This is a genomic window from Vibrio sp. 10N.286.48.C11 (genome assembly GCF_041469805.1).
Lineage (GTDB): Bacteria > Pseudomonadota > Gammaproteobacteria > Enterobacterales > Vibrionaceae > Vibrio > Vibrio crassostreae_C.
Genome location: NZ_JBFRLK010000001.1, coordinates 86,780 through 106,769 on the forward strand (window position 1 = coordinate 86,780; position 19,990 = coordinate 106,769).

At 45.4% G+C, this 19,990-nt stretch carries 13 protein-coding genes and 1 pseudogene; 5 read left to right on the forward strand and 9 right to left on the reverse strand.

Going from position 1 to position 19,990, the window contains the following annotated elements:
• Positions 1–72 precede the first annotated feature (72 nt).
• Both AB4209_RS00430 and AB4209_RS00435 read left to right on the forward strand, forming a co-directional pair.
• A complete protein-coding gene (locus tag AB4209_RS00430; protein ID WP_032545691.1) occupies positions 73–1,395 on the forward strand; it encodes an efflux RND transporter periplasmic adaptor subunit in 1,323 nt (440 codons plus the stop codon).
• Positions 1,392–4,496, forward strand: a complete 3,105-nt coding sequence (locus tag AB4209_RS00435; protein WP_372054406.1) for an efflux RND transporter permease subunit — start codon at positions 1,392–1,394, stop codon at positions 4,494–4,496. Before AB4209_RS00430 ends, AB4209_RS00435 begins: the two co-directional genes overlap by 4 nt.
• 372 nt (positions 4,497–4,868) lie before the next feature.
• Here AB4209_RS00435 and purL read toward each other — a convergent pair whose 3' ends face one another.
• The gene (gene purL / locus AB4209_RS00440) at positions 4,869–8,777 is read right to left on the reverse strand and encodes a phosphoribosylformylglycinamidine synthase (RefSeq protein ID WP_372054408.1); all 3,909 of its coding nucleotides are present in this window, start codon (positions 8,775–8,777) and stop codon (positions 4,869–4,871) included.
• Between the two features lie 329 nt (positions 8,778–9,106).
• Between purL and mltF the strand changes: the two genes are divergently transcribed.
• Both mltF and AB4209_RS00450 read left to right on the forward strand, forming a co-directional pair.
• Positions 9,107–10,675 (forward strand): membrane-bound lytic murein transglycosylase MltF, encoded by a 1,569-nt coding sequence (mltF, locus tag AB4209_RS00445; protein WP_102394075.1) that lies wholly within the window; start codon positions 9,107–9,109, stop codon positions 10,673–10,675.
• 316 nt (positions 10,676–10,991) lie between these two features.
• Positions 10,992–11,123, forward strand: a complete 132-nt coding sequence (locus tag AB4209_RS00450; protein ID WP_017059878.1) for a hypothetical protein — start codon at positions 10,992–10,994, stop codon at positions 11,121–11,123.
• A 61-nt stretch (positions 11,124–11,184) separates the two neighbouring features.
• On the opposite strand, the pseudogene tadA reads toward AB4209_RS00450, so the two are convergent.
• From tadA to AB4209_RS00485, 7 genes and pseudogenes are all read right to left on the reverse strand, one after another.
• Positions 11,185–11,789 (reverse strand): annotated as a pseudogene (tadA, locus tag AB4209_RS00455) (tRNA adenosine(34) deaminase TadA).
• An 86-nt stretch (positions 11,790–11,875) separates the two neighbouring features.
• The gene (locus AB4209_RS00460; protein ID WP_372054410.1) at positions 11,876–13,165 is read right to left on the reverse strand and encodes a hemolysin family protein; all 1,290 of its coding nucleotides are present in this window, start codon (positions 13,163–13,165) and stop codon (positions 11,876–11,878) included.
• Positions 13,166–13,379: 214 nt separating this feature from the next.
• A complete protein-coding gene (locus AB4209_RS00465) occupies positions 13,380–14,942 on the reverse strand; it encodes an AbgT family transporter (RefSeq protein ID WP_017059875.1) in 1,563 nt (520 codons plus the stop codon).
• A 298-nt stretch (positions 14,943–15,240) separates the two neighbouring features.
• Entirely contained in the window at positions 15,241–15,651 is a 411-nt protein-coding gene (locus tag AB4209_RS00470) for a prepilin-type N-terminal cleavage/methylation domain-containing protein (protein ID WP_372054412.1), read from the reverse strand.
• On the reverse strand, positions 15,641–16,876 hold the full coding sequence (locus AB4209_RS00475) for a hypothetical protein (protein ID WP_372054413.1): 1,236 nt from the start codon (positions 16,874–16,876) through the stop codon (positions 15,641–15,643). Before AB4209_RS00475 ends, AB4209_RS00470 begins: the two co-directional genes overlap by 11 nt.
• Positions 16,873–17,475, reverse strand: coding sequence for a PilW family protein (locus tag AB4209_RS00480; RefSeq protein WP_372054415.1), 603 nt, complete (start codon positions 17,473–17,475; stop codon positions 16,873–16,875). The genes AB4209_RS00475 and AB4209_RS00480 overlap by 4 nt, the downstream gene beginning before the upstream one ends.
• Positions 17,453–17,953: a GspH/FimT family pseudopilin gene (locus AB4209_RS00485; protein WP_017095315.1), complete on the reverse strand. Its 501-nt coding sequence runs from the start codon at positions 17,951–17,953 to the stop codon at positions 17,453–17,455. Before AB4209_RS00485 ends, AB4209_RS00480 begins: the two co-directional genes overlap by 23 nt.
• 102 nt (positions 17,954–18,055) lie before the next feature.
• Here AB4209_RS00485 and AB4209_RS00490 point away from each other — a divergent pair, with 102 nt between their 5' ends.
• Positions 18,056–18,487, forward strand: a complete 432-nt coding sequence (locus AB4209_RS00490) for a type IV pilin protein (protein WP_102497419.1) — start codon at positions 18,056–18,058, stop codon at positions 18,485–18,487.
• Between the two features lie 128 nt (positions 18,488–18,615).
• On the opposite strand, the gene dnaJ is transcribed toward AB4209_RS00490, so the two are convergent.
• A complete protein-coding gene (gene dnaJ, locus AB4209_RS00495; protein ID WP_017068546.1) occupies positions 18,616–19,764 on the reverse strand; it encodes a molecular chaperone DnaJ in 1,149 nt (382 codons plus the stop codon).
• Positions 19,765–19,990 lie beyond the last annotated feature (226 nt).

Genomic DNA, 19,990 nt, shown 5'->3' on the forward strand with positions numbered 1-19,990 from the left:
GAAGCAAATCCGCTTATGTTGGTGTGCTACCTTTTGCTTAAGGAAAAGCTAATATATAGTAAGGGAATCGCTATGACTAGGTATAGCTGGTTACAAAGGGCTCTGTTTGTTCCTCCTGTTTTGTTGGGCATCGCGTTATTGGTGATCGCGCCAGGGATGAAGGCTGAACCGCCTAATGCGAGTAATACGGCTGCTAAAAAGGTGGTTCGGGTGTTGAAAGTCGAGCCGCGAAATATCCAACCTTCTGCCATCGGATATGGACATACCGAGTCTGTTCAAGACTGGCAGGCACAGTCTGAACTTGACGGCGCGGTTGTGTGGGTTTCTGAGCAATACAAAACGGGCGCTATTATCCGCAAAGACAGCGAACTCCTTAGAATTGACCCCACCGCTTATCAACTTACTATTGCCCGTTTGCAAGCTGAGCTTGAAGTGCTAATGCTAACGAATCAGACCATTATCGATTCGCTCAAGATTGCAGAGAAAGAGTTTGAGGTACAACAGTCAGAATATGCCCGCTCAATCAAATTGAGTGAAACCGGGCATATCTCCAAAACAGAGAAAGACCGCGCGACCAAAGACTTGCTCAGCAGCCAGCAACAGCTCCAGACACAGAAAAACCAACTGGCAATTAATCAAGCGCAGCAAAAGGTTTTGCAAACGGAACTAGCACTTGCAAACCGAGATCTCGAACAAACCGTAATTAAAGCCCCATTTGATATTCGCATTGTCGAAACCTTGGTTGGACTCGCCGAGTATGTCAACAAGGGGGAATTGCTGCTCAAAGCGGATGACATCGATGCCGTTGAGGTTCGCGCGCAGTTTCCGCTTGGTAAAATGCGTCCGCTAAGAAATTCCAATCGCTTTGACTCGCTTGACGAAGATGTTCATAGCAACTTGAGCGCGACAGTCGAGCTCCAAGCAGGCGATAAAGTAATTACTTGGCCTGCCGAGATCAGCCGATCCGGCGGTGAAATCGATGCTCAGACTCAAAGCCAAAGCCTGGTTGCACAAGTAAATCAGCCCTATCAGCAAGCCATTCCCGGGGAGAAGCCACCACTTATTCGTGGGACTTTCGTTAAAGTCACGATTAAAGCACCAATGATGGAGCAACAAGTCTTGCTACCGATAAACGCCATCCATGATGGTAAAGTTTACACTGTCTCTGAAGGTAAACTGAAAAGCAAACCTGTCAGGATAGATTTCGTCCAAGGGCAGGTTGCGGTGATCAAATCTGGCGTGGAATTCGGTGATGTGGTTGTGCTAAGTAAACTTTCACCCGCCGTTGAGGGGATGGCTTTACAACCGCAACCGGATGAGAAAATCGGCCTTTGGTTGGATACGCAGAGCGGATTTAAAGCCCTAAACGCGATTCAGAAAGAGGGCAAATTATGATCGCTTTTTTTGCTCGGCACACCACTGGCGCCAATGTCCTGATGATGGCGGTACTGCTGTTAGGGGCTTTTGCCTTGCCCAAACTGCAGAAAGACACTTTTCCGTTGACGCCGACCAAAAATATTGAGGTTCGGATCGTTTATCCGGGCGCGTCACCTTTTGAGATGATGGAAGAAGTGTGTTACCCGTTGGAAGATTCTCTCGATAAGCTGAGTGGAATTAAAGAGTTAAGCTGTGATGCCCGAGAGAGTTTGGTCATCGCCAATGTGGAAATCGGCGATGATGAAGACATTGACACTTTAACCAGCGATATTCAACAGCAGGTTAACGCCATCAGTGATTTTCCGGATCGAGTTGAGCAGATCACGGTGTCGAAACTGGACCGAGTGGCAACGGTGGCCAGTGTCGCGATTACCGGCAATATGTCAGATAGGGACTTATATCTCTATGCCCAACAAATTAAGCACAAGTTAAAAGAGAGCTCATTGATCGCTCAGGTGACCGTGAGCGGTTTTGCGGATCAAGAAATAGAAATTCGCGTATCGCAGTGGAAGTTGCAGCAGTACGGCCTGAGTGTGTCCGACTTGTCCAATCTAGTACAACAGCAAAGTATCAGCACTCCTGCTGGCGTATTTAGTAATGACTTGGAAGAGATCAGCGTCCGCTTCGACCACTTAGGCAGCAACGTCAGAGACTTCGAAAATATCGTGATTAAATCCAGTGAGACGGGGACTCAGGTTCGCCTCGGTGATGTTGCCGTTATTCAGCAGAAGTTCACTAGCGATGAAAATCAAATCCTGTTCAATGGTCAGCGTGCCGCTTTGCTTCAGGTGTCCAAAACGCAATTTCAAGATACCTTAACGGTCAAAGATGCGATCGTCAGCATCGTTGAAAAAGAACAGGCGAGAGCCCCTGAAGGCGTCGCTTTAACCATCACCCAAGATTCCAGCACCAATATTATTGAGCGTCTGAGAATCCTCACCAGCAATGGCGCACAGGGATTAGCACTGGCATTTTTGATGTTGTGGGCGTTTTTTAATATTCGCTTTAGCTTTTGGGTCACCATGGGGCTGCCGGTTTCATTCCTTGGCGCCATTTTTGCGATACAACTTCTCGGTTATACCCTGAATATGATGACGCTGGTCGGGCTGATTGTCGCGATTGGTCTGCTAATGGACGACTCGTTGATCATTGCAGAAAACATCGCTGCCAAGAGGCAACAAGGGCTACCCGCGTTTGACGCTGCAGTTGAAGGTACCAAACAAGTCTTCCCAGGTGTGATTGCATCGTTTGCTACCACCATCATGGTGATAGGGCCGCTGATGTTTCTCACAGGCAAGATGGGCGAAGTACTACGCTATATTCCCATCGTGTTATTGATTACCTTGCTTGTTAGTCTGATAGAAGCTTTCTTGATCTTGCCGTCTCATTTGGCACATAGCCATACTGAATCTCGCTCTAATCCTATACGGGACAAGTTCATTGCCGGTTTTGAAAACATCAGAGACAGATTCTTTGTGCCAGTGAGTGTCAAGGCGATGAATGCACCTTATCTTTCAGTAGGGATATTGGTGATGGTGGTGATGATTTCAACCGCTTCCATTTCGTCAGGTTGGCTGAAATTCAAAGCCATGCCTGCCTTGGAAAGTGATGTGCTGCAGGCGCGTATCTTGCTCCCTCAAGGCAGTTTACTGAGCCAGACAGAGGCGGTGGTGGAGAAGGTTTCAAACGCGCTTGATGAACTCAACCAAGAATACGCAGAGAAATACCCAAGCTCAAAACCTTTGGTCGCGAGCACCACGATCATGTTCAACTCAAATGCTGATGCTAATGAGTCGGGGCCGCATATGGCAACCGTCAGTGCCGATCTATTGCCAGCGCAATTTAGGCAGCAGAGCATTAAAGATCTGATCCAAGATTGGAAACAAAAAGTAGGCCCTACGGCGGATGTGGTTTCACTCAAGTTTACCGATAAAGAACGGGGCATTGCTGGCAATGGCATTGATATTCGGGTTCAGGGTGAGTCGTTACAAGAGCTCAATCAAGTCAGCCGCTCGCTGGTGAAATGGTTGAAGGGATTTGACGGTGTCTATAACCTCTCCACCGATCTGCGTGAGGGCAGAACCGAATTTCACGTTAACCTTAAAGATGAAGCTGGCGTGATGGGAGTTAATGCTTCCAACATTGCTCAAACGCTGCGCAGCGCGGTAAAAGGCAGTACTGATCTGACGGTTTTCCAACAAGGCGAGCTGGTGGATATTAGTGTGAGACTGGATGAGTTTACGCACCAAGCTAGCCTGTATGAGTTGAATAACTTGATGGTGACGGCAGGCAATGGAACCCTAGTTCCATTATCAAGTGTTGCGACGTTTGACAGAAAACAAGCCTTCTCGCGAATTCACCGCATTAATGGGATGAACACTGTGGTTGTGCAAGGCAATATCGATACGCGGGTTGCCAATGCGCGTGAAATCATGCTGCAGTTCAATAGCGAATTTGTCTCGCAAACTCAACACAAATTCCCAGACATCACCTTCACCTCGCAAGGTCAGGATAAAGAAAGCTCAGATACGGGCTCCTCGCTGGCGACCTTCTTTGCTCTTGGCGTGGTGGGGATTTATCTTATTTTAGTGTTCCTGTTACAAAGCTACACTCAACCGATTGCTGTGCTGCTGGCAATCCCTATGGGCTGGATTGGTGTGGTATGGGGGCACTTGGGCATGGGGTTCGATTTGACTATTCCAAGCTTGGTTGGCTTTGCTACCTTAGCGGGTATCGTCGTTAACGATAACATTCTGTTGGTCAATTTTATTAAGAAGAATATCGCCCAAGGCGAGCGCTTGATAGACGCTTGTCGAGAGGCGGTACGTGACCGATTTAGAGCGATATTTATCACCTCGTTAACCACATTTGCAGGATTGCTTCCACTGTTAACCGAAACCAGTACGCAAGCGCAATTTCTGATCCCGTTAATTGCCAGTATTGCGTTTGGCTTAGTCTCGGCTACGTTACTAGCGTCAATTGTTGTGCCTTGCGTGCTGCTTATTTTGGACGATTTAAAGCTGACCAAATGGGCAGAAGGTGCTCAATCTTCCCTTTGAGGCCCTTGGGAGTGCATGCTGAACCATGTCATTTAGCCCGGCATGAAAATGGTAGTTTGCGTAGAATTTATTTGGCGATTAAACCCTATCACTGACTGCTGTTTTTTTGCGTACAAAAAACAATAGGGTCAGGTCTTGTCTTTTGCTCTTTGGTGGCAGTTTTTCTATCAGGTTTAGTTATTTGTCATACCTGAAGTTATTAGTCATTTGCTAATGTTTGATTTTCCAAAACTCATTTCTGTCCAAAAGTTTGTTATACACACATCCACTATACGGTGATCCCTACACCACACTCACCACCAAAAAAAGCGCAGACCTTTCGATCTGCGCTTGTGGTTATTGTCCCGATAACACTGTTTAAATCGTTTTCAATTAACCCACGTTCTTACGTGCGTTTTGGAACATACGCATCCAAGCGCCATTCTCGCCCCAACCTTCCGGAGACCAAGAGTTTGCAACCGTACGGAATACACGCTCTGGGTGAGGCATCATAATTGTCACGCGGCCGTCAGTCGTTGTTAAACCTGTGATAGCGTTTGGCGAACCATTCGGGTTATTCGGGTATTGCTGCGTTTGGTTACCGTTGTTATCAACGTAACGTAGAGCAACCGTACCTGAGTTTTCAATCGCGTTTAGGTGGTCGTTATCACGTACTTCTACGCGGCCTTCACCGTGAGAAACAGCGATTGGCATACGAGAACCTTCCATGCCGTTGAAGAATACAGAATCTGACTTCTGAACTTCTACTAGGCTGAAACGTGCTTCAAAGCGCTCAGATTCGTTGCGAACGAAACGTGGCCAGTACTCCGCACCTGGGATAAGTTCACGTAGATTCGACAGCATCTGACAACCGTTACACACACCTAGAGAGAAGGTATCTTCACGCTTGAAGAAGTTTTCAAACTGGTCACGAGTAGAGTCATTAAACAAAACCGACTTCGCCCAACCTTCACCAGCACCTAGTACATCACCGTAAGAGAAGCCACCACATGCCACAAGGCCGTTGTATTCTTCTAGTACCGCTTGACCTGTTAGGATGTCGCTCATGTGAATATCAGTTGCTTCGAAGCCTGCACGGTCGAATGCTGCTGCCATTTCAACGTGAGAGTTAACACCCTGCTCACGTAGAATCGCCATCTTAGGCTTAGCACCTGTGTTGATGAACGGTGCTGCGATGTCTTCGTTTACGTCAAAGCTCAGTTTCACGTTCAGACCTGGGTCCGAGTTGTCTTTCTTCGCTTCATGTTCTTGGTCAGCACATACTGGGTTATCACGCAGACCTTGCATCTTGTGCGTTGTCTCAGCCCAGATAGTACGTAGTTCAGTACGGTTACGTTCAATCACTACAGACTCGCCAGACTTAATCACTAGTTCATCTGATGCTTCCCCTTCATCAACAACGCTGCCAATCACATGAGAACATGCTTCTAGACCGTTAGCTGCAAGAGTAGAAAGTACTGCGTCTAGGTCGTCGTTACGGACTTGGATTACTGCACCTAGCTCTTCGTTGAACAGTGCTGCTAGCGTGTCTTCACCTAACGCTTCAATGTTTGCATTAACACCACAGTGACCTGCGAATGCCATTTCTGCTAGCGTTACGAATAGACCACCATCGCCTTTATCGTGGTAAGCGACAACTTGGTCGTTCGCTACAAGTGCTTGAACGCCTTCGTAGAAACCTTTTAGTTGCGCTGCGTTGTCTACGTCTGCTGGCTTGTCACCAAGCTGCTTGTAAACCTGTGCAAGTGCTGTTGCACCCATACGGTTTTTGCCGTTACCTAGGTCGATAAGAACTAGGCTTGTATTACCTTTGTCAGTGCGAAGCTGAGGAGTAATCGTCTTACGAACATCTTCAACACGTGCAAACGCAGTGATAACAAGAGATAGCGGAGACGTTACTTCTTTCTGCTCGCCATTCTCTTCCCACTTAGTCTTCATCGACATTGAGTCTTTACCCACTGGGATAGTTAGACCCAGAGCTGGACATAGTTCTTCACCAACCGCTTTAACCGCTTCGTAAAGACCTGCATCTTCACCTGGGTGACCTGCTGGAGACATCCAGTTAGCCGACAGTTTAATGTGTTTGATATCGCCGATGTTGGTCGCTGCGATGTTAGTAATTGCTTCACCAACCGCTAGACGAGCCGATGCGCCGAAGTCTAGAAGTGCCACTGGCGTACGCTCACCAAGAGACATAGCCTCACCGTGGTAAGAGTCGTAGCTTGCCGCTGTTACTGCGCAGTTAGCAACAGGAACCTGCCATGGACCAACCATTTGGTCACGAGCTACAAGGCCTGTTACCGAGCGGTCACCGATGGTGATAAGGAATGTTTTCTCAGCGACTGTTGGCAAGCGAAGAACACGGTCAACCGCTTCGTTCATCTCGATGCCAGAACGGTCAATCGCAGGGTTGTTAGCTTTTAGCGTTTTCGCGTCACGGTGCATCTTAGGTGTTTTACCTAATAGGATGTCCATTGGCATGTCGATTGGCGTGTTGTCGAAGTGTGAATCTTCTAATTTCAGATCACGTTCTTCAGTTGCTTTACCAACCACTGCGTACGGTGCACGTTCACGCTTACAAATCGCGTCGAACGTTGCCATGTCTTTATCAGCAACCGCCATTACATAACGCTCTTGAGATTCGTTACACCAGATCTCAAGTGGGCTCATGCCCGGCTCATCGTTTGGCACGTCACGTAGATTAAAGATACCGCCACGCTCGCCATCGTCGACTAGCTCAGGAAGAGCATTCGAGATACCGCCCGCGCCCACATCGTGGATAAATGCGATTGGGTTCGCATCACCAAGCTGCCAACAACGGTCGATAACTTCCTGACAACGACGCTCCATCTCTGGGTTTTCACGTTGTACAGAAGCGAAATCAAGATCTTCAGAAGAAGAACCAGAATCCATTGAAGATGCCGCACCGCCGCCAAGGCCGATGTTCATCGCAGGACCACCTAGAACGATTAGGCTTGCACCTACCGGGATCTCTTTCTTCTGAACGTGCTCATCACGGATGTTGCCAAGACCACCAGCTAGCATGATTGGTTTGTGGTAACCACGCACTTCTTCACCTGCGTGAGAGTTTACTTTCTCTTCGTAAGTACGGAAGTAGCCAAGTAGGTTTGGACGACCAAATTCGTTGTTGAATGCCGCGCCACCAAGAGGACCTTCAAGCATGATATCCAGAGCAGTAACGATACGGCTTGGCTTACCAAAGTCAGTTTCCCAAGGTTGAACGAAGTTCGGGATCTTAAGGTTAGATACAGAGAAAGCAACAAGACCCGCTTTTGGCTTACCACCAATACCGGTTGCGCCTTCATCACGGATTTCACCGCCTGAACCTGTCGATGCGCCTGGCCACGGTGAGATTGCCGTTGGGTGGTTGTGCGTTTCAACTTTCATCAAGATGTGTGTTTTTTCTTGGTGGTAGCTGTACTGGCGAGTTTCTGGATCTGGGAAGAAACGACCAACTTCAGAACCTGTCATTACCGCTGCGTTATCTTTATAAGCAGACAGAACATGTTCTGGTGTCGTTTCAAAGGTGTTCTTAATCATCTTGAACAATGATTTTTCTTGCTTAACGCCATCGATAGTCCAATCAGCGTTAAAGATCTTATGACGACAGTGCTCTGAGTTCGCTTGTGCAAACATCATTAGCTCGATGTCCGTCGGGTTACGACCTAGCTTCTCAGTGAAGCTTTCAAGAAGGTAATCAATCTCATCTTCTGCAAGTGCAAGACCTAGGGTAACGTTTGCTTTTTCAAGCGCTTTACGTCCACCAGTTAGTAGGTCAACTTCCGCATAAGGAGCAGGCTCAGCAACGGTAAATAGTGCCGCCGCTGATTCGAAGTCAGTGAAAACCACTTCCATCATACGGTCGTGCAGGATTGCTTTCAGCTCAACAAGTTGAAGTTCAGAAAGTTCAGCAGAGGTTTCAATGTAGAAAGCAGTACCGCGCTCTAGACGTGACACTTTAGCCAGTCCGCAGTTGTGTGCGATATCTGTTGATTTTGAAGACCAAGGCGAGATAGTGCCTGGGCGTGGCGTTGCAAGCAGCAGTAAACCTTCAGGTTCATGCTCTTCAATCGTTGGACCGTAAGTCAGTAGCTTTTCTAGCTTCTCAACTTCAGACTCATCTAGGTCTGCCGTTAGATCAGCAAAGTGGGCAAACTCAGCGTAAATACCTGTTACAGGTAAGCTTAATTCACGACAAAGCTCTAAAAGCTTGTTAACACGAAACTCAGATAGAGCTGGGGAGCCACGCAAAATTCTCATGTGCTTACGTCTCTTATGCAGTTGATTAAGGTAGTATTGGAATAAATTCAGTGGGTTAAAGGAAAAACCTAACTGTTTTCTTCGAAGCTATTCCCGAAGGTTTAAAAACCTATGCCGATCCCACCTCTTCAATGCGAGCGCATTATAAAGCATTTCTTTTTGTGACGTAACACCAAAAGCAACCGTTTGCGTGATTTTTTTTATCTTTCTGCGTAAATGGTACTTTTGCTGCATTTATCACCACTTTTACAACTGTTTAATTAAACCTGCTTTGCCAGCCTTGCGGGGTTTGGTATAAAGGAGCTTCCACTTTTCGAGATTTCATTTTGATGCCTAAATTTACGCTCATCTTTTCGTCTAAGTTCCTTCTGCTCGCCATCGCCCTATTTGGGTTGGCTGGATGCCAGATTGAATCTGAACCTAAAAGTGTCCTTGAGCAGATACGAGATCGTGGCGTTCTTCGTGTCGGCACCCTAAATAACCAACTCTCTTATTACATCGGTCCTGATGGTCCTGCTGGCTTGGATTACGAATTAGCTCGTGAATTTGCGCAGGAGCTTGGTGTAAAGCTTGAGGTTAAACCCGCTTACCGTTTGTCTGGCTTGTTCCCTGCACTGCAGAAAGGCGAAATCGATCTTATCGCGACCGGCTTAACGCAAAACAACAAACTGACACGAGCTTATCGCGCCGCACCTGCTTATTACTACGTAAGCCAACAGGTCGTATACAAAAAAGGCCAGTGGCGACCGAGAAACCTTGAACAACTGATCAATTTCGAGAATGAGCGTCAGGTTGACTTTGTTAAAGCACAAACTGAATCAGAAGAGGCGGCGTCTACTGACACATTAACGCCATCTTTGGTTGTGGTGAAAGACTCACACTTTGAGCCAACACTAAAGCAGCTGCAGAAAACACACGATGACTTTATCTATGATGCGGTCGGCAATGCTGATATCAATGACCTGCTAAAAGAAGTATCAACAGGCGAACGTTTATTCACAGTGGCCGACTCTATCGAGCTATCACTGGCGCAACGTTTGTACCCAGATGTTGCCTTGGCATTTGAGCTGACAGAAGACCAACCTATCTCTTGGTACCTAAATAGATCGGAAGATGAAAGCCTGTATGCTTTGCTGATTGAGTTCTTCGGTAACCTAAAACAGTCTGGTGAACTGGCTTCACTAGAAGAGAAATACATCGGCCACATCGGCACTTTTGACTACGTTGATACTCGTGCCTTTATCCGCGCACTGGACAGCAAGTTGCCAAAATGGTCGCCGCTATTTCAAAGGTACTCTCAAGAATTTGATTGGCGCTTGATTGCCGCTTTGGCCTACCAAGAATCACACTGGAACCCTGTTGCGCGCTCACCAACGGGTGTTCGTGGCATGATGATGTTGACACTGCCCACCGCGAAGAGTGTTGGGGTAACCAACCGTCTCGACCCGAACCAGTCGGTACAAGGCGGTGTTGAGTACCTGCGTCGTATCGTGAACCGAGTACCAGATTCAATCACTCAACACGAAAAGATCTGGTTTGCACTTGCTTCATACAATGTCGGTTACGGGCACATGATGGACGCGCGTCGCCTCACGAAGGCACAAGGAGGAGATCCTGATGCTTGGGGCGATGTGAAAGACAGATTACCTCTGTTAAGACAGAAGAAGTACTACAGCCAAACTCGATATGGGTATGCGCGTGGTGATGAAGCGAGAAACTACGTTGAAAACATTCGCCGTTATTACCAAAGCATTATTGGCCATGTAAATAAGCGCAATAAAGAACAAGAAGCGACCCTTGAAGGTTTGGTGGTGATCCCACCTTTAGAAACCTCAGGTGCTGAATCGAGTATCAGCGCAGCTCAGTCGACAGTAAGCAGTTCTGAGCCTTCACAGTAAAACCCAAAAGAGCAATGCCATCTAGCATTGCTCTTTTTTATTGTCTTTTTTCGACTCTTCTTTCGTCACTAAGGGATAAGGGAAGCAGGCAAGAAAATGATGATGAGATCTAGAGTGTCATATTGCAGTAACAATCGAACCTTATAACGGCACACCACAATCAAGATTATGCTCTGTTGCACTGCAATGCTGGCTTTAGACTAGAACTGCTCTTCTATTTAAGCCAAGCGTGCGACAGGCCAAACAAACGAATAACACTATAATTAAATCGTTAGTCCAAACTAAAAAGTCAGACGACAAATAGGAAATCATTGAAATGATGAAGAAACTGAAATCGAAACGCCTTGATAAGACCGTTGCTGCAAACCGTCGTAAGCGTATGCTTTCAAATAATAAGAAGAAGATCATTTGGCGCAATCGCGCTTTCATGCAGATGATTGCTGAGTAAATGTAGTTACTCAGTCAGTTTGCTTGGCACTCTTGCGATAGAGAGTGCCGAAAGTACGCTGCTATTTCTTATTGCCAGCCTTCATCTCTGCTTCTAAACGCTGCTCTTCCAACAGACGTTCTTGCTTTCGCTTCTCTTTTATCTCTTTTCTACGACGCTTGAAAAACGCTTGTAATTGCTCACGGCACTCTTCCTCTAACAAACCATGTTCAACGTCGGCATAGTGGTATGAGGCCTGGCTTTCAAACAAATTCAACACTGTACCTGCAGCGCCTGCTTTTAAGTCTGGAGCACCAAACACAATGCGCTTTACTCGGCTGTGTAGCAAGGCACCTGCGCACATTGGGCAAGGCTCTAGCGTAACGTATAAAGTGGTATCGAGTAGCCGATAGTTTTCTAAGGTTTGACCGGCTTTACGCAAGGTTTCAATTTCTGCGTGTGCCGTAGCATCGTGGCTGCCAATCGAACGGTTCCATCCTTCAGAGATAATCTCCCCATCTTTTACTAATACTGCACCAACAGGAACCTCTCCCTCGCTCTCTGCTTGCGTAGCCACCTCGATGGCGCGTCGCATGAAGATTTCATCTTGAGGGGTGAATTGATGGTCTGACAAAGGGAACTCCAGAAACAAAGGATAAAAACGAAAATAGGTATGCGGTGAAGCATACCTAATCTTAGAGATAATGAACAATAAAGAGGTAATAGACAACAACAGACAATGAACCATTGCCGCTTGCTGGTTGGTCGAACTGTTAGCTATTAGCGTCTTCTATGTCATCGGCTATTGGCGTCGCTTTGATACTCACAATGCGATTGTTCTCAACAGAGATAATTTCAAACTGCCACTGCTGGTATTGAACAACTTCGCCTGCATCCGGTAAGCGCCCTATTAACCATGTCACAAGGCCATTCAGCGTTTGGAAGCTCTCGCTTTCGCCCTCAAAATCCGATAGCTCTAAACGGTTTTTCAGTTCACTGATAGGAATCAATCCATCCACCAACAAACCGTCTTCCACTTGCTCGGTCCAAAGATCGTTCGGATTATTCGATAGCTCGCCAGCAATCGCCTCAAGAATATCGTAATGAGTCACAAGACCTTGAACATCGCCATACTCGTCGACAATGAATGCCATCTCGGTACCCGACTCTTTAAAGTAGCCAAGTAGACGCAGAGCTTTCATCGATTCTGGAACATAGATCGGCGAGCGAGACAGCCCCATGATCACTTGAATGCTTAGATTGCCCGCCTGATTCAGCAAGGCTTTGGCTGACACTGTACCCACCACTTTATTGAGGTGATCTTGGCACAATGGAAACACACTGTGTTTTGATGAACGCAGTTTCTTTAATATCTGCTCAACGGGTTGGTCGACATCCAGAAAGTCGATGTCTCGACGCGGAGTCATCAATGAGCTCACAAGACGATCATCAAGCTGCAAGATATTACGAATCATCTCTTGTTCGCCGCGTTCAATCACACCCGATTCTGAGCCCTCTTTCACAAGTGCATGGATATCATCTTCGGTAACGCTATCTTCTTCACCGCCTCGGCCCATCAACTTAAGAATACCTTCCGTTGAAGCCGACAACGCAAACACAAACGGCGTCGCGATTTTAGATAACCAGAAGATTGGCAGCGCGACTAACACAGCAATGTTTTCAGATTGAGACTGAGCAAAACGCTTTGGTACCAACTCACCGACAACGATAGCGAAATAAGTAATACCTACCACCACAACCGCAGTAGACAAGATGTTCGCTTGTGTTGGGTCTAGTCCCCACAGTTCAAGTTGAACGGCTAGTGGAGCCGATAGCGTCGCCTCACCCACAATCCCGCTGAGTAGGCCGATTACCGTGATACCGATTTGGATTGTAGAGAGGAAGCGGGTTGGGTTTTCTTTGAGATCAAGAGCAACCTGAGCGGAGCGGTGTTTTTCGGCTAAGCGTTTCAGCCGACTATTTTTTGCTGCTACCAATGCAATCTCAGACATGGCAAACAGACCATTTAAAACAATTAACCCTACTAAAAGCAGAATTTTCATGTGGCTTGGATTTCCTAAATTTACCGGCCAACAATTAGCCGTAATCCGGAGTATAAGCTGAGTGCCTTTATTTTGAATATAAAAAGTTTTGGATATAGAAAGTTTTGGATATAAAAACCTTGGATATAAAAAACGGAAAAAATAGCGAAAAAAAGCCCGCACATTTCGGTGCGGGCTTAGCAATGAATAAAGCTTAGTTTTGCTTAGTTCAATCTTACATTGTGTAAGTGTAAGGTGCTTGGATACCTAGTGGGATACCAAGAGCCCAGTAAGCTAGCAAGAAGATAGACCAACCGATTAACATCGCAATCGAGAATGGCATCATTAGAGAAGCTAGAGTACCGATACCTGTCGACTTAACGTAGCGCTGACAGTAAACAACAACCAGTGGGAAGAACACCATTAGTGGAGAGATGATGTTAGACACTGAGTCACCTACACGGTAAGCCGCTTGAGATAGCTCAGGAGAGATACCCACAACCATTAGCATTGGAACTAGGATAGGACCAATCAGTGCCCACTTAGCTGAAGCAGAACCAACAAGAAGGTTAACTGCAGCCGTTAGTAGAATCATACCAACAACCGTTGCTTCACCTGGAAGGTCCATCGCTTTCAAGCCTTCAGCACCGTAAAGTGCCAGCATAGTACCGATGTTTGATTGAGCGAATGCAGATAGGAACTGAGCACAGAAGAACGACATTACAATGTATGCGCCCATCGTTGCCATCGTCTCAGACATTGCTTTGATAACATCATTACTATTCTTGAATGTACCCGCTACACGGCCGTAGACGATACCCGGAATAATAAACAGGATGAAGATCAGAGGAACAATAGACTTCATCACTGGTGCTGAGAACGCCGTTAATTCGCCTTCAGGTGAACGAAGTGCTGAGTTTTCAGGCATTAGAGCCGCGATAAGCAGACCAATACCGGCAACCATTGCCCAACCAGCGAATTTGAATGCTTTAGATTCAATGGCTGTGAACGTACCTAGATCAGGTGCTTGTTCTGCATCTTCATCTACAGGCGTATTAGCAAGACGAGGCTCGATAATTTTCTCTGTAACGTACCAACCAATTGCCACAATTAGAATTGAAGACAAACCAGTAAAGAAGATGTTCGCTAGAGGGTTGATCACATATGCAGGGTCAAGAACGTTTGCCGCTGTTTGAGTGAAACCAGCTAGTAGCGGATCAATACCTGAAGGGATAAAGTTCGCTGAGAAACCACCTGATACACCAGCAAACGCTGCTGCAATACCCGCTAGAGGGTGACGACCCGCAGCGTGGAAGATGATACCGCCAAGAGGGATTACTAGAACGTAACCTGCATCAGCTGCTGTGTGAGACACGATAGCAACCAAGATTAGCATCGGCGTTAGTAGCTTAGCTGGCGTGAAGTTAAGCATCTTCTTAAGGCCAGTCGTAATGAAGCCTGAAGAGTCTGCAACGCCAACACCTAGCATAGCAACAAGTACGATGCCTAGAGGTGCGAAGCCTGTGAACGTGGTAACCATATTCGCTAGGAAGCTAGCAAGCGCTTCACCAGTTAGTAGGTTGTTTACTTCAAGAGCAGCACCCGTTTGAGGGTTGATTAAGTCGAATGAAAGATTCGATAAAAGTGCAGATGCTACCCATACAATAACTAGAGCCCAGAAGAACAGGATTGCTGGATCTGGAATTTTGTTGCCGGCGCGTTCAATGAAGTTTAGAAAGCGGTCCATACCACTGATCTTCTCAGTCGATGGTGCTTTTTTTACGGCTTGGTTACTCATTGTAACTCCATATGTGATGTTGTTTTGTTTAGGCCTAATATAAGTTTTGACCACGGCCTATTGGTACAGCACATATTCTATTAAAGTCGTTGTTAAAAAGCACAAGATTCCACCTAATTTTCCATAAATGGAGACATATTTTGCAAAAATACCATACAACCACAACAATATGAAAACATAAAAAACACCATTCCATATACAGAGCTTTAACTAGCACGTAAACAATGTCCGAGGAGTGAAAATTATCAGTAAAAGGGGTAGCATGAGCCTTGGCATGCAGTAAACGTTTGCTTGAGGGTCAATCAAACTCACTGTATTTGGAAATCATAGTATGTAATTCGATAACTCGATTACTACCAAACCGGTCTTCCCATGAGCTTGTTATCTGAACGGTCTTCAGCGCTCCAGATAAACTGTTCGTCACTGTCCAATTAAGTTGATATTTAACATGCGAATGATCCATACCATCAACAATATCCGTAGCAAAATCCGCAGGCGTTATACTCGATAAAGCGGCAGATGCACCACGAGTTCTAAACCATTCCAGCTTATTTTCAGCCAAATGCAGAGCTTCTACACTATGAGTAGCAAAGTCAGATTTTTGCTCAACATACGTTTGTAATTTAATTAGCCCTAGAGAACTAACACCGATCAACAAAAACGAAATAAGCACTTCGATTAGGCTAAAACCTTTCTGTTTACAAATCATTCCATGAACCTTTTTGCCATTGAATTTGCGTAAATTCTTTTCTTGAATTATCGACCACATCTTTATTAAATCTAAAATCCAGTGAATCAAAGAACACAGCGGCTTGGTTCGGTGCATCAAAGTACTGTCCGCCAGATACCTTAAATGCACCGTGTTGATAGTAAGAGGTGATAGTTCGGTAGCTTTCTTCAATAACACTCGGGACATGATTCAGATGAATATTGGCATCATAAGACACCCAATCGGCAGGGGTAGGTGAATAATCAACATTAAGGTGAAATAGTACACCTTTAAGATGATTTGAAGTCGCCCCTGTAGAAGGTTTTCCCATAACAGACATCAGCCCATCATGAATTAAAATTGTAACTCCATTAGTTGAGGCTGTAGCATCAACTAAATCATTGTATTGCGCTTTAGTGATTTCACAGCCTCCTTCAACCCATAAATGATGATTGCCTGCATTAATCAGTGTTGCCAGAACTTGCCCACAATTAGCTAGTATTTTGGGTGTCCCACTCCCATTAATCACCGAAAATGTCCCTTCATCTCTTATATCGTTATGCTTTTCAACTGGAACACCGAAAAAAGACTCAAAAGGTTGTACGCTTGAATCTAAGACAAAATCATTGCCATCTCCATTGGACAAATGATCATTACCTGTAACATTAGAGCAATCAGCCCCTGATGGATTTTGAAAACCGGCATATGGAGGTACACCATGTACCACCCCTTTATTATCCATAGATGAATAGTGATAGCGGCTACGATATCGAAGCGCAACACACTCCCAACCATCACTACTTAAAACACCAGGATCTGGTGTTGAAAATGTGGTACTTGAATGAAAATAAACATCGGCACTCGACTGTATAGCACCAGAACTAAGTGAACCTCCAAATACGATATTTTTCTTCAAATGAGAATGCCCACTCGCAGACGATATTTGATAACCTGTTAGAATTGCATTGAAAACAGGGGTGACTTGATTCTTCATTGAGCACACTGTAATTGTAGGAGGAAGATTCCCTTCATTTTTAAACTGAGTGAAACCACACTCTAGACCACCTTCAGCCTCCCATTGCTGCTTGCGCGCTTCGACCTCATTTTGAGATCTTTTTATTTGATAAAAAACTGAACGATAACTACCAAAAGTCAACATTAACGCCGTAACTAGTAATACACTTGTTGTAAGTAAAACAACCGCACCTTGTTGATTTTTATTCATCGCCAATTCCTATTTTTTACAATCACACTTGATGAATAATTAACGGACGTATCTCCTACTAATTCAGCAGAAATAGTAATGGTTGCCATGCCTGAACTAACACCTTGAGCTTCAACACTTGATTGATTGACATTGAAATCAATCACTCGTATTTGATTCGGCTCAAAAATTGAAGAACATCCACTAGTAGCCGCTGATACCGTTTTTACGATACTGGAGGGACTATCACAAACTTTGACTAAGCCGGAATCAAATACAAAAGCAACATTTCGAATCTCTGATTGATGAGCATATGCAAATGCGACCATTTTGGAGTCTGGTGATATATATAAGGTATTTGTGGCTCCTGATAATTTTAGAGACACACCAGTCCCTCCATCGTAGCCTGCTCGCTGGATATCCTCTTTAAAGTATTGAAGAGTGCCTGAAACTTGTTGTAATAATAGTAATTCTTTACTTCTCTCGGATGCGATGTTTTGTCCCGATATAAATACCGCCCCCACACTTCCAATAACTACAATTCCCAAAATAGAAGAGATCATTAATTCAACTAATGTTGCACCGAATTGCTGCCTCTTAAGTGCAGGTCTGATAACCATAAAAGTCTCCTCCCACACCACAGATTCTCATTCTTCCAGAAGTACTATATGTTATAAGCTTTAAAGGCTTAGAGTTCATATCAAATAAGAGATGCCCATCTTTAGCTTTACCGTTTACTCCACTAAATTTAATTTGTTCAGAACTGTAGTTAACGGTGAAATCTATGTTTCGAAATGAAACTCCTTCCATTGTAAGGATTGCCGTACCGGTATTCGGAACATCGAATTCAGTCAATTCAATTTTCCAATCACCGGTGTCATTTGAGTTACCATTCATTAGAAAATGAGCCCAAAGATCAGTATTTCTCATAACTGCCTCAGATTTCGCCTGCATCATAAAACCATTCAGCTCGGTAGCTAGCCGTTGCATTTTCACTGTTTCCGAGACCGAACTAAAACTTGGAGCGGCAACTGCCAATAATATAGAGAGCACTGATATGGTTATGAGTAGCTCTAAGAAGGTAAACCCGCGAGACATTTCCCAAATTCCTATGTAAACCGATACGTAACCGTATTTAATCTTGCAAGGATGCTACCACCGAAGAAAAATAGGCTGAATATAGAGAAGGAACTACTCGTGATGATTCGAAAAAATAAATGTAACAACAACAACTTAAGTAACAAAGGGATGACATTGATCGAACTATTGATCGCAGTGGCTCTTATTGGAGTACTAACCGCTATTGCCTACCCAAGCTATACCGAGCATGTAATAAAATCCCATAGAACAGCAGCATTAGCTGATATGGCAAAAATCCAACTCACGCTTGAGCAGTCTTACAATGGTGTATATAGCTGGGGAAGTATTGTTTCAGGAGGGGCTTGTACTATGTGTGAATCACCAAGTGATCGCTATGTATTTTCTGTCGCAAGTTCAAGCAGCATGGCATATATAATAACTGCCACGGCACAGTCAACTAAGGGGCAAAGTGGTGACTCTTGCTTAGGCACTCCCAAAACAATGACGCTAAAATCTTCAGGTGAAGAATCCCCTGCAGATTGCTGGAACTAGTAGAAATTAATGCCCTTGGTTTGATTAAAGAATGACTAGGCATATACATGGCTGCATTTTTTAACTAAACGAGATGATCAAAAAAGCCTGCACACTGGCAGGCTTTAAAATTTTCAAATCACTATCAATTACTTAGTTAGGTCATCGAAGAAGTTTTTAACACCGCTGAAGAAACCTTCAGACTTTGGCTTATGCTTGCTTGCCGCTTCACCACCACAGGTTTCTTCGAATTCACGCAGTAATTCTTTCTGGCGAGCGCTTAGCTTAACTGGAGTCTCAACCACTAGCTTAACGATTAGATCACCCACACCGCCACCACGAACGCCTTTCACGCCCTTGCCACGCATACGGAACATACGGCCCGTTTGTGTCTCTTCTGGTACCTTAAGGTTTACACGACCATCCAGTGTTGGAACTTCAACTTCACCGCCTAGAGCAGCCATAGAGAAGCTTACTGGTACTTCGCAGTAAAGGTTGTTGCCGTCACGTTCGAAGATGTTGTGCTCTTTTACGTGTACTTGTACGTACAGATCGCCAGCTGGAGCGCCGTGCTCTCCCGCTTCGCCTTCGCCTGATAGACGAATACGATCGCCAGTATCAACACCAGCAGGGATCTTAACGTTAAGTGTTTTCGTCTTCTGTTTGCGACCTTGACCATGACATGAGTTACATGGGTCTTTGATGATCTTGCCTTTACCGTTACAAGTAGGACAAGTCTGTTGAACCGCAAAGAAACCTTGGCGCATTTGTACTTGGCCGTGGCCATGACAAGTGCCACACGTTTGTGCAGAAGAACCCGCTTTCGCGCCGCTGCCGTCACAAGTATCACACTCTACAAGTGTTGGTACTTCGATTTCTTTAGAAACACCACGAACCGCTTCTTCTAGAGAAAGTTCCATGTTGTAACGTAGATCTGAACCACGTTGTGCACGCTGTTGACCGCCACCACGACGACCGCCGCCGAAGATGTCGCCAAATACGTCACCGAAGATATCGCCGAAGTCACCTTGGCCACCGCCGCCGAAACCACCGCCGCCGCCCATGCCACCTTGTTCAAAGGCTGCATGACCGTATTGGTCGTAAGCTGCTTTCTTTTGAGAATCGGTTAGGATCTCGTACGCTACTTTTACTTCTTTAAACTTATCTGCTGCGGTCTCATCACCCTGGTTACGGTCCGGGTGGAATTTCATCGCTAAGCGTTTGTACGCTTTTTTAATATCGCGCTCTGATGCATCGCGGCTTACGCCTAATACTTCGTAAAAATCACGTTTTGACATGTTCTAGGTCACCAAAATAATTGCTACTACCGAATGATCACTTCAGTAGTCTGTGTATCAATCTAGATAAAAGTTCTGCCGGCTGAAATGCCGAATAAAGCTATTATCTAGATCGACAAGTCTAAATACAAATTTACGGGCGTGAGAGTTACCTCTGACGCCCGCAATAATAAGTCTTTGAGACAAATTTCTAAGCAGATAGCTTGAGTCCTAAGTGGAAGCGCGG

What these genes read in the sequence shown, in the direction of transcription:
- AB4209_RS00430 (WP_032545691.1), top strand. Translation starts at nt 73, where the DNA reads ATGACTAGGTATAGCTGGTTACAAAGGGCTCTGTTTGTTCCTCCTGTT.
- AB4209_RS00435 (WP_372054406.1), top strand. Translation starts at nt 1,392, where the DNA reads ATGATCGCTTTTTTTGCTCGGCACACCACTGGCGCCAATGTCCTGATG.
- purL (WP_372054408.1), bottom strand. Translation starts at nt 8,777, where the DNA reads ATGAGAATTTTGCGTGGCTCCCCAGCTCTATCTGAGTTTCGTGTTAAC.
- mltF (WP_102394075.1), top strand. Translation starts at nt 9,107, where the DNA reads ATGCCTAAATTTACGCTCATCTTTTCGTCTAAGTTCCTTCTGCTCGCC.
- AB4209_RS00450 (WP_017059878.1), top strand. Translation starts at nt 10,992, where the DNA reads ATGATGAAGAAACTGAAATCGAAACGCCTTGATAAGACCGTTGCTGCA.
- AB4209_RS00460 (WP_372054410.1), bottom strand. Translation starts at nt 13,165, where the DNA reads ATGAAAATTCTGCTTTTAGTAGGGTTAATTGTTTTAAATGGTCTGTTT.
- AB4209_RS00465 (WP_017059875.1), bottom strand. Translation starts at nt 14,942, where the DNA reads ATGAGTAACCAAGCCGTAAAAAAAGCACCATCGACTGAGAAGATCAGT.
- AB4209_RS00470 (WP_372054412.1), bottom strand. Translation starts at nt 15,651, where the DNA reads ATGATTTGTAAACAGAAAGGTTTTAGCCTAATCGAAGTGCTTATTTCG.
- AB4209_RS00475 (WP_372054413.1), bottom strand. Translation starts at nt 16,876, where the DNA reads ATGAATAAAAATCAACAAGGTGCGGTTGTTTTACTTACAACAAGTGTA.
- AB4209_RS00480 (WP_372054415.1), bottom strand. Translation starts at nt 17,475, where the DNA reads ATGGTTATCAGACCTGCACTTAAGAGGCAGCAATTCGGTGCAACATTA.
- AB4209_RS00485 (WP_017095315.1), bottom strand. Translation starts at nt 17,953, where the DNA reads ATGTCTCGCGGGTTTACCTTCTTAGAGCTACTCATAACCATATCAGTG.
- AB4209_RS00490 (WP_102497419.1), top strand. Translation starts at nt 18,056, where the DNA reads ATGATTCGAAAAAATAAATGTAACAACAACAACTTAAGTAACAAAGGG.
- dnaJ (WP_017068546.1), bottom strand. Translation starts at nt 19,764, where the DNA reads ATGTCAAAACGTGATTTTTACGAAGTATTAGGCGTAAGCCGCGATGCA.